Origin of the sequence: Paenibacillus kribbensis, assembly GCF_002240415.1 — a bacterium.
Classification (GTDB): domain Bacteria; phylum Bacillota; class Bacilli; order Paenibacillales; family Paenibacillaceae; genus Paenibacillus; species Paenibacillus kribbensis.
Genome location: NZ_CP020028.1, coordinates 3,849,217 through 3,864,219, shown reverse-complemented (window position 1 = coordinate 3,864,219; position 15,003 = coordinate 3,849,217). Strand labels below are relative to the sequence as shown.

Here is a 15,003-nt window from a genome sequence, read left to right as displayed (position 1 = left end):
GCATGCAGACGCTTTACACATCATGATATGATAATTATACGTCTTTTGAGGTTAATAACAGAAATAAGGTGAAAACATAATGACAGTTCTACAAAATAACTCACTTCTCCCGATATCGCCAGCGTATGATCCGTGGGACCCGATTGTCTCGCTGCGTACACATGGTCGTCATTTGCTGACAAGTGTGGAAATGACCGTAACGCATCTATGCAATATGCGTTGTGAGCATTGCGCTGTTGGCGATATGCTGGTTATGAAGGAGGCTCCTTTCCTGCCGCTAGATTTGATGCTGAAGCGGTTGGATGAGGTTGAGCATCTGGAGACGATCAGTATTACTGGCGGAGAACCTGCTTTGCTCGATAAAACGGTTGACGAAGTGATCGTACCGCTGCTGAAATATGCCAAGGAGCGCGGTATTCGCTCGCAAATTAACTCCAACCTGACATTGGATATCCGCAGATATGAGAAGATGCTTCCTTATCTGGATGTCATGCATATATCGTTTAATTATTTGAATGCCGACGATTTTTATGAAGTGGGTTTTGCGAATACCGGACGTCCGACTCCACGTGCAGGTGCTGTTCGCCTTTATGAGAAAATGGTGGAGAACGCTCACAAGCTAAGCGAGATGGGCATGTTCATTTCAGCTGAATCCATGATTAATTATCGGACTCACACGAAGCTGGAGGGCATTCATCAATTAATCAATGAAATGGGATGCCGACGGCATGAAGTTCATCCGATGTACGCATCCAATTTTGCTTCTGCCCTGCCTGTGCTCTCACTGGGCGACATGCGCAACGCGATCCATAAGTTGCTGGATGTGCGTAATCAGGATATGTGGATGTTATTTGGCACCCTGCCGTTCTTTGCATGCTCCGACCGGGAGGAGGATCGCAAGCTGCTTCGCCGCCTGCATCAGGAACCGAATATTACAGTTCGTAATGATCCGGATGGTAGAAACCGCGTTAATGTGAATATGTTCACGGGTAGCGTGTACGTGACGGATTTCGCAGACATTCCTGCTTTTGGGAACATTCAGGAGCAGGGTTTGGACGAAATTTTCGGTGAATGGCTGAATGAGCATCCGCTAAACCAGACCGTCAACTGCCATTGTGATGCCGCTGCCTGCTGCGGACCGAATCTGCTTGTCGCGGATATGTATTACAAGGGAGTAGATTTTAAATCCAGAAAAGCATTACAACTATAAGCATGTTGCATGATGTCATTCGCAACTTTCAATTCGTCTAGATAGTTCACGATGAGTGCTGCAAGTCAAATGATGCAAAATGCTATCTATAAGAAATGGGGAGTTCGTATTGGAAGGTCATACCGAGTTTCATTGGGGATTGCTAGTTGTGAATCTCCTCTTGGTACTGCTGCTTGTCTTTCTTAACGGTGTATTTGTGGCCGCAGAGTTTTCGCTGGTCAAAATGCGCCAATCCCGATTGACGCAGCTCCAAAGCGAGGGTCATCGCCTGGCAGGCTATGCGCTGAAGGTGAACCAAAAGCTGGATGCTTATCTGTCCGCCACCCAACTGGGCATTACGCTGGCTTCACTCGGCTTGGGTTGGATTGGTGAGCCAGCAATATCCGGCTACCTGATAGAGCCACTCATGCACAAACTCGGTGTAACTGATGGTACACTGATTACAACCGTATCCGTAGTTGTCGGATTTTGCGTGATTACCTTTTTGCATATTGTATTGGGCGAGCTGGCTCCAAAGTCTCTGGCGATTCAGAAAACCGAAGGGGTGGCGTTATTTTTATCGGCTCCTTTGCTGCTCTTCTACAAGGTTTTTCTGCCCGTGATCTGGGTGTTGAATGCGGCTGCGAATTTACTGCTGCGAACATTCAGTATTCAGCCAGCAAGTGAAGCCGAAGCGGCGCATTCGGAGGAAGAAATTCGGATATTGATGAATCAGAGCGCCAAAAGCGGTGTGATTGATAAGGACGAAATCAAGCTGATGGATAATATTTTTGATTTTTCCGACTTGCTTGCCCGTGAGATTATGCTGCCCCGTACGGATATGGACTGTTTGTACACAAACTTATCGTTCAAGGAAAATCTGAAAATCATCAGTGATACCAAGCATTCTCGCTACCCGGTAGCGGTTGAGGACAAAGATCAGATTATCGGTTTTGTTCATATTACGGATCTTCTGTTAGCTGAGCAAGGGGAGCAGCTGGATCTGGCCTCGGTAGTACGTCCTATTTTGAATGTACCGGAGTCTATGGAAGTGAGTCATGTGCTCCGTCTTATGCAGAAAAAGCATTCCCAAATGACCCTCGTGGTGGATGAATACGGCGGAACGGCCGGATTGCTAACAGCTGAGGAAATATTGGAGGAAATCGTCGGGGACCTCTATGATGAGTTTGAGGATGAGCGTCCGAGCGTGGAAATCAAGGAAAACTTTATCTCTGTGGATGGCCGTATGCTTATTGAGGATGTCAATGATTTGACGAGTGTGAACATTGAAGACGACGAGGTGGATTCCATCGGAGGCTGGCTATTCAAGGAATTGGAAGGCAGTCCGGTGAAGGGGAAGAAAATTGAGTTTTTTAATCTGACCTTTGAGGTGGAGGAAGCAACCAGGCTTCGCATAATGAGGGTTAAAATTCATCGCAAGCCTGAACCTGTGATTGAAGATGAGCTTTCTACCGATGAATCCTGATCCCAATAGATAGGTGCGGTCAGTTCAGGTATGTAAGTTATTATAGAAGAATAGAGAAGGGGCCTTTGAATCCACGTTATCGTGGTTTTGAAGGTTCTTTTTTTATCTGCATTTTTTTGTTCGAGACTTGGGCAATGCGGCATATGTTGAATAGTAAAGCAGATGGATCAATCAAAGGAGGTCCCGGCCCGTGAAATTTCCCCAGCAAGGTGAGTATGCACCGTTTGTCGGTCCGTTCGATCCGTGTCCGCCCGTTCTGTGCAAGACTTATGTGTTACCGCCAAATTTGTTTGTACAATTTCAGCCGCCTGGTCTGCCGCAATTCAGTCCGGAAGAGGCGCTGACGAGAGGAACGCTATGGCCATTGCTTTTCAGCCCTTATCAGCCTAGGCGAAACCAGGAGGGAGGCGAGTAACATGGAGCATCCAAATCCAAATCAGGGTCAGACCCACAACCAGTCTCAACAGCCAAACGAGCAAGTAAGTCAGCATCAACAGCAGAATCAATATCATAGCCCCTATTCAAATTCATATCAGTACCAGTATCAAAACCAGTTCCAAAACCAAGACCAAAACCAAAATCAGTACCAGAGCCAAGCCCAGGATTATGATCAAGCCAGAAACCCGCACCCGAGCTACACACCTCACCCCAAACCGGGGGATGCACAGTTTTATGCGCTGTTGGAGAAGCTCCAAGCAGTGGATTTTGTTTTGGTAGAGCTGAATTTGTATCTGAATACACACCCGGATGATTTGCAGGCGATTGAACAGTTCAACAAGCTCACACGGGAAAGAACTGCGATTGCTAACGAGTATCAGCTCCTATACGGACCTTTGCAAAACTTTGGTCGCGCCTATTCCAAATACCCTTGGGAATGGAGCCAAACCCCTTGGCCGTGGCAGGTATAGGCAGATATAACCTTTTATAAAGGAGGGACCTGAATGTGGGTATATGAGAAAAAGCTGCAATATCCTGTACGTGTTAGCAAATGTGATCCTCACATGGCCAAGTTGCTCATGGAGCAGTATGGTGGAGCGGATGGTGAGCTCGCCGCAGCTTTGCGTTACCTGAATCAGCGTTATACCATTCCCGATAAGGTCATCGGTGTATTAAATGATATAGGCACGGAGGAATTTGCCCATCTCGAGATGATTGCCACGATGATATACAAGCTGACAAAGGATGCGAGTGTGGAGCAATTGAAAGCGGCCGGTCTGGGCGAACATTATGCAGCGCATGACCGTGCTTTATTTTACCAAAGCGCAGGCGGAGTTCCTTTTACAGCGACTTATATTCAAGCCAAGGGCGATCCCATCGCAGACTTGTATGAGGATATTGCGGCAGAGGAAAAGGCGAGAGCTACATACCAGTGGCTGATTGATTTGACAGACGATGTGGATTTGCAGGATAGTTTGAAGTTTTTGCGTGAACGCGAAATAATCCATTCCCTCCGCTTCCGCGAATCTGTGGAAATTTTGAAGGGGGAACGAGACCGGAAGAAGGTATTTTAAGGGGATTTTTGTAACAGCATGCTGAAAGGGAAGATTGTATTTCCTGATGGAGGTGTTGACTCATGCGTATACTAATCGGCAGTCCGGTACATCAGAAGCCCGAAATTTTGAGTTTGTTTCTTCAAGCATTGGAGCGATTGGACTCACCTGACGTGCTGCCGGATTATTTGTTCGTCGATGATAATGACAATCTGACCTCAAGCAAGTGGCTTGTTGATTTTGCCAATCGGCTGCCAGGGCGGGTTTTGCCCTTGTTGACAGGTTTGCAGCAAGCGGAGGACCGTATTGATGAGAACATCCACCATTGGCCGCCTGCCCTCGTCTGGAAAGTGGCCGGCTTTAAAAATCGTCTCATTGAGTATGCACTTCAGCATCATTATGACGCGCTATTTTTGGTTGATTCAGACCTGGTTCTCCATTCCCGTACCCTGTGCAGGCTGATAGAGACGGAGAAGGATATCGTATCCGAGATTTTCTGGACACGATGGCAGCCGGATGGGGCACTGTTGCCTCAAGTGTGGGTCAGTGACGAATATAATTTGTTTCATCGTGAAGAAGGCGAGGTATTGTCAGCAGAGGAGCGAGCACATCGCGAGCTGCATTTTATACACCAGCTGCATATCCCGGGCTTGTATGAGGTGGGCGGTTTGGGAGCTTGTACCTTAATCCGCAGACGGGCGCTGGAAGCAGGGGTTCACTTTGGTAAAATTAAAAACGTTTCCTATTGGGGGGAAGATCGGCATTTTAGTATCCGGGCGGCAGCGTATGGATTTCCACTTTTTGTAGATACGCACTATCCGGCGATGCATCTGTACCGGGAAGCGGATCGGATCAAGGCAGAGCAGTTACTATCTACTCTAAATTATTTTACTTCGAGTGCTGCTAATACGGACCATCCAGAACATTTAGCTCATGCAGAACACCCAGATGCTTCTAATCATTTTCTGTCCTACAATCCTTCCACTCCATCAAGAACCCCCAAGTTCTCTGAACCTGGAATACCTGATCATCTCCGTGAGTCTGCAGTCTTTGCCAGGTACATTACAGATTCTTTTGTAGTGCCGCAAGCATTCTCCGGACCACGTCAAAGTGAGCTTCATACACCAGCTGCCTCCAAGCCCAAACTGACGCTGAGCATGACGGTATACAATGAGGCGGATCGCAAGCTCAGAGATGTGCTCCTAAGTCATCGGGAATACATTGATGAAGCGGTCATTATTGATGATGGCAGCCATGACGGTAGCGGTGAATTGTGCCGGGAGCTGCTGAAGGGAATTCCACTGCGTTTGATTCGGAATGAAACAGCCTCCATTGCCAATGAAGTGGAACTGCGGAAGCAGCAGTGGAGAGAGACTGTGGCCTCCTCCCCGGAATGGATTTTGAATATGGATGCTGACGAAATGTTCGAATCCCGATTTGCTCAAGAGGTACATTCTTTGTTAGCGGGAACGAAAGCCGATACGATTTGCTTCAGGCTGTATGATATGTGGTCTTCCACGCATTATCGCGATGATGACTATTGGCAGGCCCATCGGTATTATCGCCCATTTTTAATTCGATACAAGGAAGGGTTTTCCTATAAATGGAAGGAGCAATCTTTGCGCTGCGGGAGATTTCCCGAGAATGTGCTTGACCTTCCCAGTGAGATTAGCAACTACCGTGTCCAGCATTGGGGATGGTATACACCTGCTATTCGGGCAGCCAAATTAGAACGGTACCAGCTGTTGGACCCGAATGCTCGTTATGGCTGGAAAGAGCAATATGAATCGATTTTGGATCCGAATCCCCGACTCACGCTTTGGGTAGATCAAGATAGCAAAAAAGTAAGGGACGAACCGGCCTCTGAACATGAAGGTATCCATCACAATACCACTTCGGATGTCGCCAGGATCGCCAGTGTTCAGGTTGTTGGTAATCCGGAGCCAGAAATCAACGAGGAAGCAAAGGACACATTTTATGAACAGGGAGAAGCGCAGGAAAAAGGAGTAGAGCAGGAAAAAGGAGTAGAGCAAGGCGTAAAGTGCCAATTATGCGGCTCATCTGAAATAGGCGTATTTCATCGATATGAGCATTTTACACTGCTGGGGTGCGGCTCCTGTGGATTGGTTTTCCGCAATGATGTGGATCGTATACAGCCTGAGGATATGATTGCAGAGATTTATAATGTCAAATGGGCTGCCATGCAAGATAGCGCTGCGGCTTCAACTTACGAGGAGCATGCCCTTTTTGGAGTTATGCTACTGGATATGTTCAGTCCGGGCAAAGGAAATTTACTCGAGATCGGATCGGGTACCGGAGAGTTTATCCATGCCGCGCTTCAAAGCGGATGGAATGCAATGGGGATTGAGCCTTCTGTTGACTCGCGTGCCTATGCTAAAGACAAATATGATGTAGATTTATTGCCAGGCTATTGGAACGGAAAAATTGAAACAGATGATCTTCCACAAGAACCGGAAAAATTGGAGGAGGATACTGACTTATCCTTGGATAACCAATACGAGGCCGTTGCATGCTGGCATGTGCTGGAGCATATTGCGGACCCGATCGCCTTTTTGATGGATTTACGCGAACAGCTTCTGCCTGACGGGACGTTATATATTACAGTTCCCAATAAAAACTCGTTTACCAATGAAGCTTACGGCGCTTATTCACCTTTATTCACGGAGGAAAATCATTTGTATCATTATTCGGAGCATACGTTGGCGCTGCTGCTGGCGAAGTCCGGCTTACGCCCAGTAGCTTTGTTCACCCGTCAGCTTTCCTCCGGTTTGGATGCTTTGCTGGAAGCCCATCCGTTGTACGGTGAGCTTGATTTTACGGAACAAATGGGGCTGCTGGCCAAACTTCAAGGCGAGAAACGAGGACATGAGCTCTGCTGTGTCGCAAGGGCAATTTGATCATTTGAACAGGAGGCGGCTGAGCGCATTCTGGAAATTTCGCCGGTTCGCCTCCACTCCGCACATGCCAATTTGACCGCCCTGTCGTATGAGGATGCCAGCTTTGATAAAATTGTATGTATTTCAGTGCTGGAGTATCTAACACCTGATGAATCGTTGGCTATGCGCTATGAGGTTTACACGACCTCTCTTATTGCTTATCATGAGAGGGGTTGAAGTTGTAAACCTACATAGGAAAGGAATGACTGATAACTACATGAACAATGCACCTGTGTTGAAGAAGCCTGAGGCTATGGTTTTTGATATGGACGGTACACTTTTTCAGACGGAGACATTGCTGCTACCTGCATACCACAAACTGTTTGATACGCTGCGCGCCGAAGGGCTTTATGAAGGGGAGACTCCTCCCGAGGAGCTTATTTTGAATAGTTTGGGCATGCTGCTGGACGAAATCTGGAGAAGAGTGATGCCGGAAGCCAGTGAAGCAGCCCACAGAAGGGCGGACGAGCTGCTGCTTCAGCTAGAGCTGGAGGGATTGAAGAACGGAAGTCATGCGCTGTATCCACATGTACAAGAAACACTCCAGACTCTCCATGAGCAGGGTGTCCGACTATTTGTAGCAAGTAACGGACTGGAGGATTATGTAAAGGGAATCGCTGCTGCCTATGAGATGGTTCCTATTTTTGAAGGTTTGTACAGTGCCGGGGAGTACAGCACGCTTTCCAAAGTGGATTTGCTGAAAATTTTATTGAGCAAGCATGAAATTTCGAACATATGGATGGTTGGAGACCGCTCCTCTGATGTGGAAGCGGGTAAAAAGAACGGACAGACGGTCATCGGCTGCGCTTATGCCGGATTTGGCGTAAACGACGAGTTGCAGGGCTCCGATGCGATTATTACGGATTTCACCCAGCTGCTTACGCTTTATAAAAACGCTAAGTAATTACGTACCGCAAATTACTGCTTCTAGATATGCTTGACGCGTCATATATATATGATACACACAATCCAAGCAATGTCGGGCAGACAACAAAAAAAGGAAGGCAGCCACTTTACGCGGAGCCTTCCTTTGCCTTATTCTCTGTTTTATCTTCTATTTTATCCTCTGTTTTATTTTCTGTTTTATTCTCTGCTTTATCTTCTGTCTTATCCGTCTGGGGCTTTGGATTAATCTGTGTGTGGTAGACCCACAAGGCGTATTCCATGGGCCTGGCGATGGCACGGCGATAGGTCTCTTTTTCACCAATACGTGAAAATACCTCGCGGGCTGGCTTGGGATTGACCTCCAGCACGTAAATTTGACCATCCTTGTTGATTGCCAGATCAAGTGCAAGCTCACACAATGCTCCGTAGCTCTTCTCCAGGTAAGCAGCAATATCCAGTCCGAGCTTTTCCCCTTGCTTGATAATTTTCTCTCTATGGTCTTCATCACGAATCCATTGAGTCAGCAGTTGCTTCATCGGTACCGCCTTGCCTCCGCCATGGAGGTTGGAAGTGACGCTTCGATGTGCCCCGATCCGTCCGGCGCATCCGGTTAATTCCCATACTCCTTGGCTATTTTTCTGTACCAGCATGCGGTAATCATGGACCCTGCCATTCGGCAGCTGTACAGGAATGCCTTCCTGAACGATGTAGTTATTCATGTTCCATCTGCTTAAACGTGGCTCCAGACGGTCCAGGCGTACCCGTTGCTGGGGAATAATGCGACGCTTGAGATTGCGGCCCTCAACCAGATACAGGTCCCTTTGTTTGTTAATAGGCTCAATGCGTAAAATACCGCGCCCTCCCGTACCGTTAATCGGTTTGAGGTACACCAGTGAATTCTGCTTGAGCATTCGCTTTACACTATGAAATCCATTGAATAGCTCTGTTGCAGGCAGATGGGGGCGAAAGGCAGCCTTTCTCGCAAGCTGCTGGTGAATGGCCCATTTATTACTCAGCGGTCGGTTTAAATAGACGAGGTCTGTATATTGCAATCGAAACTGTTTCAATTGAAGATACCGCTCACTGCGCTGTACCCGGCAACGGTCGAAAATCATATCCGGAAATTCTCGCCATTTTAGGGTCCATTTTCTGCTATGTGGATCATAGATTTGGGCAAGGAGAAGCCTGCGATCCTTATGGACATCTGCAGGAGTGAATACATACGTATCCAGTCCCAGTCTTTTGCCTTCTGCAATCATGCGCTCATATATGTCGCGCTCCTCCAAATGCTTCTTGTTGTTCAAATACAAGGTCATGATGCCTAGGACAGGTTTTGGCACAGCATTCCACCTTCCTCTGCCGTCTGCTTATCTTCGGATAGCTCCCCGCGAAATATTAGCGTGGGTTTTCCGGTCGGTCCAGTCGTCATTTCATTCGCAACAAGTCCGGCTCGAAAACAGGTTTTGAGACTGGCTATATTGTCGGCGGCTACGCTGCACGTCAGGCGGTGCAACTGTTCGAGCTGGGCGGACAGCAGTCTAGCGCCCAGTCTGCGGCCCCGGTAAAGCGGACGAACGATCACGATGCATGCATCCTTCCCGTAATTCAAAGCGAGGGAAAATCCCGCAATCCGCAAGCCCTTCTCTGTGCGCACATAAGCGCACAGGAGAGAGGAGCCGGGATTGTTCAATTGCTCCGGCGTTAAAACGGCTAACTGCCGCAGCGCATTGCGAGTAATGCGCATGCCGCCTGAACTGCGGGCGAGAAACAGTAACTGTCGTCGTCTCAGCAGCCAGCTTCGGGTGGGCATATGATGAACATCACTAAATTGCAGCATGATTCCACTTCCTTGATCATGATTTCATTCGCCCAGCCAAAAAGGAGCTGTACTGGAATATGCGTCTTAGCGATTTTTGACGGATTTCCGGCTCGTCGAATTTCATTGGTTTGGCATTGGCTTCAAAAAACCAGAGAGTTCCATTTGTTTCCACACCCAAATCCATAGACATTTCGCCATGGGAAAGGCCGGATGCGCGTTCAATTTGACGTGCAATCTGAATGGCTGTGCTTTTAATTTTGCTCAGCAAATCTTCGCTGTCCTCAGGTCCAAACAGGGAGGAGAGGAGCTGGAACGGGTCCTCCACACTTCCACCGCGCGGAACATGTGTCGTAATGCTTCCTTTACCCGCCAGTCTGGCACCGACTCCGGTAATGCTCCACGCACCGCGGGCATTTTTTTGTACCAGGATACGCAGATCAAACGGTTTTTTTTGATAAGTTGCCAGGTCAATCCCCTGCTGAATGATATAAGGCGAATTACTTGCTTCCCGGCGGATACGTCCCCATAGCCGAGACAGCGACACGGATTTGTAGGTTACGCTTTTTTTGTCATGCTGAATCGTCAGCCTGTAGGCCATTAGATGCTCTGGTTGGAATTTAAGAATCATAATTCCCTTTCCGGCCTTGCCATTTTCCGGCTTGAGATACAGGTATGGAAACGCAGATAGCATCTTCCCCAAGGCAGGCAGATCGCTTAACCGTTTGGTTGCGGGAACGAACTGCCGTGTGGATTCCGAGGTGCGGAGCCATTTGAACAGTTCCCACTTGTTAAAAAAGCCCGGATTGTATAGCTCAATGCCAGAAGTGTGCGAAATTTCCTCCAGCTTTGCGCGCACAGAGGTTTTAAGTTCATAATTGCGGTTTGGGATGCGATTATAAATGACCTGCGGAAGCGGAAAATTTTGTTCTTCCCAAGCCTGTAAGCTTTTGTTGAAGATATACCCCTTGACCGTTTCAGCTGGCAGCTTCAGATCCCTGACGGTAACGATGTACACCTGATAACCCATCCGTGTTCCCGTTTCAAGGATATCCCTGAAATTACGCTGATTCCCCTTGAAAAATTGCCCGTCGTCGTGCACGGTCAATACAGCAACGACTGGTTTTTGTTCCGCCCGGGTATTCATAGTTCCTCTTTTCTGCGGAATTTACTGAGGTAAAGACAGTGGTCCAAAATATGCTCCACGGACGCTTTACCCTCCGCACGCAATGATGGATGTTGGAAAATGGATCGACCGGGTTTGGAGTTGGCTTCAAACATCCATACCTTTTCATCCTGATCAATGCCTAGATCGAAGCCGATTTCACCCAGCAGATGTTGATGATGGTTCTCAATGGCTTCTGCGAGCGTAATCGCTACATTCTTGGCACGTTGCAGCACCTCGCCCGCCCGATCGCCGAATACCCGGTCCAGCGCTTGCTCCGGAGTCATCAGGGAGCCGCCGTTTTTAATATGAGTCGTGACACTGCCACGTCCGGATTTTTTGGCTCCAATACCGACGACGACCCATTGGTTATTGCCGTTCTTGTGCATATGAAACCGGAAATCAATCGGGCAATTGTCAATCTCGATCAGCTGAATTCCTTGCTGAATGAGGTAGCCTTTTAACGTCTGGCCTTGATTGGAATGAAGCATACGGAGCATAGAGTTAAAAGATGTGAAGCGCAATAATACATTGCTATTTTTTTTGCGATACCTCACAAAATAGCCTTGTTTGGGAACATGGGAAAGACGGTAAATCCCTTTGCCGAGACTGCCTCCACTTGGCTTGTAATAAGCAAATTGATGACGCTCCAGCATGCCTCGGATTCGTTCAGAGCTGGGATTCATATACGATTCAGGGACATAGCGGTTGACTTCCGGATTGCTTTCCAGCAGGTGATAGATATCTGATTTATTGAAAAAGCTCCAGTTAAAGAAGGGAATTCGTTTGCGGGATAACCGCTCGCGTAGTTGATTGATCGCCGGGGAGAAATCAGCGCGACGGCTCGGTAAACGATTATAAATCACATCCGGCAGAGGTACGATTTTACGTGTAAAATCCCCGCTGGATGATAGAAAATAGCCATTAATCGTATCATTTTGCCAGTTGATATCCCGAGGAGTGAAGGCAAAAATATAAGATTTATTGCTGCCTTCCTTCAGCAGCTGCTTAATAAAGCCTGTGCGTGATCCAAAAGGCCGGGTGGAGGAGGAGGTGCCGTCAGACAGTACTCCAATCAGCGGTCCTAGCTGTACATCACCGTCCAGATTTCGCAAATAGATAGACCCGCTTTTGGGAACACGGATTGCATTACGCAAGCTGGAGGTCAAGTATAGATGACGCCCCGCCTTCTGAATCGGTTTCACAGTGGCGGGAATCTGATCCTTACCAAGCCGCAGACGAATGGACTTGGCTCCGGATAATTTAAGGCTTTTCAACAAGGCAGTGGATATATAAGCCACCTTGTCGGGCTGCTGTGAGAAATGCACATTGCAATGCGTTAAACTCATCTGTTTATCCTCCTATACCGTATGTTCAAGGGAGGCGCCCATGCCCTGTAGCCCCGTCGTTTTGGATTGGGTTATTAAATATCGGGCATACTCGAGCGGGCGGTTGATCGCCCGGAAAGCGCACTTTGGCTGGCGGATCTGAAAAAAGGAAGCCCGACCAGGCCGGGAATTCACCTCCAATAGCCAGATGTTCCCATCCCGATCAATACCATAATCAATTCCCAGCTCGCCAAGGCGACCATATCGTTCCTCCAGCGCCCCGGTAATGGTCAGGGACAGCTTCATCATCTGTCCGATGATGAGACGCGTGCTGTCCGCGCCAAATTGTTCACGAAGGTAAGGTTCTGCCGGATGCGCTTCGCCTCCGCCGTGCAGATTGGAGGTCAGCGTTCCTTTCCTGCCTTCTCTCACGGCAAAGCCCGTCAGGCGCCAACAGCCGTGGCCATCCTTTTGCATAAGTGCGCGGACATCAAAGGGACGCCCGCTTTGACTCGTTAATTTCAAATAAGGCTGCACGATGTAGGCACGTTTGTCTGTCATTCCGTTGATCCATGACAAGCCTGCATCCAGATTGGAAAACAAACGCCGGAACGTGCGATTTTGAGAGTCTCTGCCTTGTATGAGCAGTCCCCGGTCTCCTTCCGCCAGGCGGAGATATAGTGTACCCTTGCCGTGCGTTCCGGCCTGCGGCTTCATAAACAGCCCCGAATGGCGTCGCAGCCACTCCATAAGCTGGGCCGTGTCCCGGTAAGGAGTCGTAGGCGGCACAAAGGAACGCACTTCATCTACCTTGTGCAGAGTGCGGTACACCTGCCATTTGCCAGGCAAGCTGCGCGACCAGTAGAGAAGCTTGCGCGATTTCTGCACCGCCATTTTTTCCAGTGTGTGCCCGACATTCTGGCTCTCATGGATATGGAGACAGCGGTTATACACAATATCCGGCAGGGGAAAGCGACCGGATGTCCACACTCCGTCATGATAAGCATAACCTCGTATGGAATGCTTTTCAGGTGAAACTCCTTCGGCGGTAAACGCCATTACGCTGAGACCAGAACGCCTGCCCAATAAACTTAGCCTGCGGCAAAAATCGGCCTCGGTAATGGGGGGGATGGCGGCCTGATTCCGGCTAACGAGCACGCCCAGCGTGCCTGGCACGACAAGAGACACTGATAACAGCTCCTTTGGCAGCCGGACCCTGAAAGAGAGGGATCATTTGAAACCGGCTGAATAACAGCAGTAATCAATCATTTTTTTCACGGATGGACGGGTTTTCTGATCATTTAATGGTGTGTTGTCATTTTTCGACGGCTTAGAATTGACTTCCAGCAGCCAGATGCGCCCCGTGCTGTCAATGGCCAGATCAATGCCAAGTTCCGCGAAATGGGCGGGAATGGCTTTCTCAACTGCGCTTGCGATATTCAGTGCTGCTGTCTTGAGAGAGAGGAGGCCGTTTGATTTGATGGTCGCGGGCAGTGTCGTTTTAGCCAGCGCTTCTTTGACCGTGCTCAGCGTACCGCCTCGCGCCAGATTGGACACAAAGTGGCTCCCTCCGGCAATCCGGGCGACAATGGATGTCACCGTCCAGGTCCCGGTTGCATTCTTCTGCACAAGCGCACGAAAGTCGACCGGGCGCTTACCGTGATCAATCAGGGTGAGTCCCTGCTGGAGCTGAAAGCGTGTTGTTTTCATTTTTCCCGCCAAGCTTTTGTACAACTTGTCGACATTGGTATACGTTTTCTTTTGGGGTGCTCCCGCTGTCGTGGACAGCACGGAAAAGGTACCGTCCGTTTGCTTGTTAATACGCATGATGCCTTTGCCCAGGCTCCCACGAACCGGCTTAAGAAAAACAGCGGGATACTGGTTGCACATTTTTTTGAATACGTCAAAGGTTTGCAGCAAGTGGGACTCGGGTAAATACTTGCGCAGGGATGAATTAGATTTAAGCGCATCAAACACTTCATTCTTATCCAAGAACTTTTCATTAAAAATGGTCGTACCGTACTGGGATTTTACTTCTTTCATGAAATGCTGTACGCTAGTTCTGTTCTCGAGTTTACGGGAGGTAAGCCGGTTATTGACGACATCGCCAGCGGGCATGACAGTCTTTTTCCAGCTTCCGTCGTACACCCATCCCTGAACCCGACCGGGCTGGCTTCCGATATGCTCCGGGGTAAAAAAATACACATATGCTCCTTGTCTACGACATTCCCCGACCAGTTCATGGCAGAACAGGGTGATCGACCCGAAAGGCTTATCAGGCTGTTCGGGATAGTCCCGGCTGACCAGCACGCTAATAAGCGGGCCCACTCGAAGTGTCCGGCGGCCTCGGCTGTAGGTTACTCGCAGCTTGCAATTGGAATGAATACCCATTTTACGGGCCAGCACGCTTCCTACACGTAGGCCGCTATAGCGGGGTACCGAAATGACGGTAACCTCTTGGCGGAACGAACCGAAGGCGAGCTGAACGGGGTGGCCTGCGGATATTTTCCATTTGCGAAGCAAGGACTCGCCGACCATGAGTACGTCATCCTGCAAGATGCCCGATCCGATGATTTGAATCGTTGTTTTTTTGATGGACATCGTGGATCTCCTTCCGGGCAGCAACTTGATGTCTTGAAAGTAACGGGAAACGTAAATGGGCTGTAATAGCACTGATTCATCATATG

14 protein-coding genes are annotated in these 15,003 nt (G+C 48.8%); 8 read left to right on the top strand and 6 right to left on the bottom strand.

Going from position 1 to position 15,003, the window contains the following annotated elements:
* The first annotated feature begins 79 nt into the window (after window positions 1-79).
* From yfkAB to B4V02_RS17140, 8 genes are all read left to right on the top strand, one after another.
* Window positions 80-1,210: a radical SAM/CxCxxxxC motif protein YfkAB gene (gene yfkAB, locus B4V02_RS17175; RefSeq protein WP_094155713.1), complete on the top strand. Its 1,131-nt coding sequence runs from the start codon at window positions 80-82 to the stop codon at window positions 1,208-1,210.
* A gap of 109 nt (window positions 1,211-1,319) precedes the next feature.
* Complete coding sequence (locus B4V02_RS17170; RefSeq protein ID WP_094155712.1) at window positions 1,320-2,675, top strand: hemolysin family protein; 1,356 nt, start codon at window positions 1,320-1,322, stop codon at window positions 2,673-2,675.
* Window positions 2,676-2,865: 190 nt separating this feature from the next.
* On the top strand, window positions 2,866-3,090 hold the full coding sequence (locus B4V02_RS17165) for a spore coat associated protein CotJA (RefSeq protein WP_094155711.1): 225 nt from the start codon (window positions 2,866-2,868) through the stop codon (window positions 3,088-3,090).
* A 1-nt stretch (window position 3,091) separates the two neighbouring features.
* A complete protein-coding gene (locus B4V02_RS27020; RefSeq protein WP_094155710.1) occupies window positions 3,092-3,583 on the top strand; it encodes a spore coat protein CotJB in 492 nt (163 codons plus the stop codon).
* Window positions 3,584-3,616: 33 nt separating this feature from the next.
* The gene (locus B4V02_RS17155; RefSeq protein ID WP_007429663.1) at window positions 3,617-4,186 is read left to right on the top strand and encodes a manganese catalase family protein; all 570 of its coding nucleotides are present in this window, start codon (window positions 3,617-3,619) and stop codon (window positions 4,184-4,186) included.
* Window positions 4,187-4,248: 62 nt separating this feature from the next.
* Window positions 4,249-7,083, top strand: coding sequence for a methyltransferase domain-containing protein (locus tag B4V02_RS17150; protein WP_094155709.1), 2,835 nt, complete (start codon window positions 4,249-4,251; stop codon window positions 7,081-7,083).
* Between the two features lie 27 nt (window positions 7,084-7,110).
* A complete protein-coding gene (locus tag B4V02_RS17145; RefSeq protein ID WP_341865692.1) occupies window positions 7,111-7,299 on the top strand; it encodes a class I SAM-dependent methyltransferase in 189 nt (62 codons plus the stop codon).
* A 25-nt stretch (window positions 7,300-7,324) separates the two neighbouring features.
* A complete protein-coding gene (locus tag B4V02_RS17140) occupies window positions 7,325-8,026 on the top strand; it encodes an HAD family hydrolase (RefSeq protein WP_094155708.1) in 702 nt (233 codons plus the stop codon).
* Between the two features lie 109 nt (window positions 8,027-8,135).
* Here the strand turns inward: B4V02_RS17140 and B4V02_RS17135 are convergent, their stop codons facing one another.
* Genes B4V02_RS17135 through B4V02_RS17110 form a run of 6 tightly spaced genes read right to left on the bottom strand, consistent with a single transcriptional unit; the run spans window position 8,136 to window position 14,917 of the window.
* Window positions 8,136-9,347, bottom strand: coding sequence for a YheC/YheD family endospore coat-associated protein (locus B4V02_RS17135; RefSeq protein ID WP_094155707.1), 1,212 nt, complete (start codon window positions 9,345-9,347; stop codon window positions 8,136-8,138).
* Window positions 9,329-9,844 carry a GNAT family protein gene (locus tag B4V02_RS17130; protein WP_094155706.1) on the bottom strand — a complete coding sequence of 172 codons (516 nt, stop codon included), beginning with the start codon at window positions 9,842-9,844 and terminating at the stop codon, window positions 9,329-9,331. Before B4V02_RS17130 ends, B4V02_RS17135 begins: the two co-directional genes overlap by 19 nt.
* Window positions 9,845-9,860: 16 nt before the next feature.
* The gene (locus tag B4V02_RS17125; RefSeq protein WP_094155705.1) at window positions 9,861-10,970 is read right to left on the bottom strand and encodes a YheC/YheD family endospore coat-associated protein; all 1,110 of its coding nucleotides are present in this window, start codon (window positions 10,968-10,970) and stop codon (window positions 9,861-9,863) included.
* Complete coding sequence (locus tag B4V02_RS17120) at window positions 10,967-12,337, bottom strand: YheC/YheD family endospore coat-associated protein (protein WP_094155704.1); 1,371 nt, start codon at window positions 12,335-12,337, stop codon at window positions 10,967-10,969. Before B4V02_RS17120 ends, B4V02_RS17125 begins: the two co-directional genes overlap by 4 nt.
* Before the next feature lie 12 nt (window positions 12,338-12,349).
* Entirely contained in the window at window positions 12,350-13,504 is a 1,155-nt protein-coding gene (locus tag B4V02_RS17115; protein WP_094155703.1) for a YheC/YheD family endospore coat-associated protein, read from the bottom strand.
* Window positions 13,505-13,546: 42 nt separating this feature from the next.
* A complete protein-coding gene (locus B4V02_RS17110; RefSeq protein WP_094155702.1) occupies window positions 13,547-14,917 on the bottom strand; it encodes a YheC/YheD family endospore coat-associated protein in 1,371 nt (456 codons plus the stop codon).
* Between the last annotated feature and the right edge of the window lie 86 nt (window positions 14,918-15,003).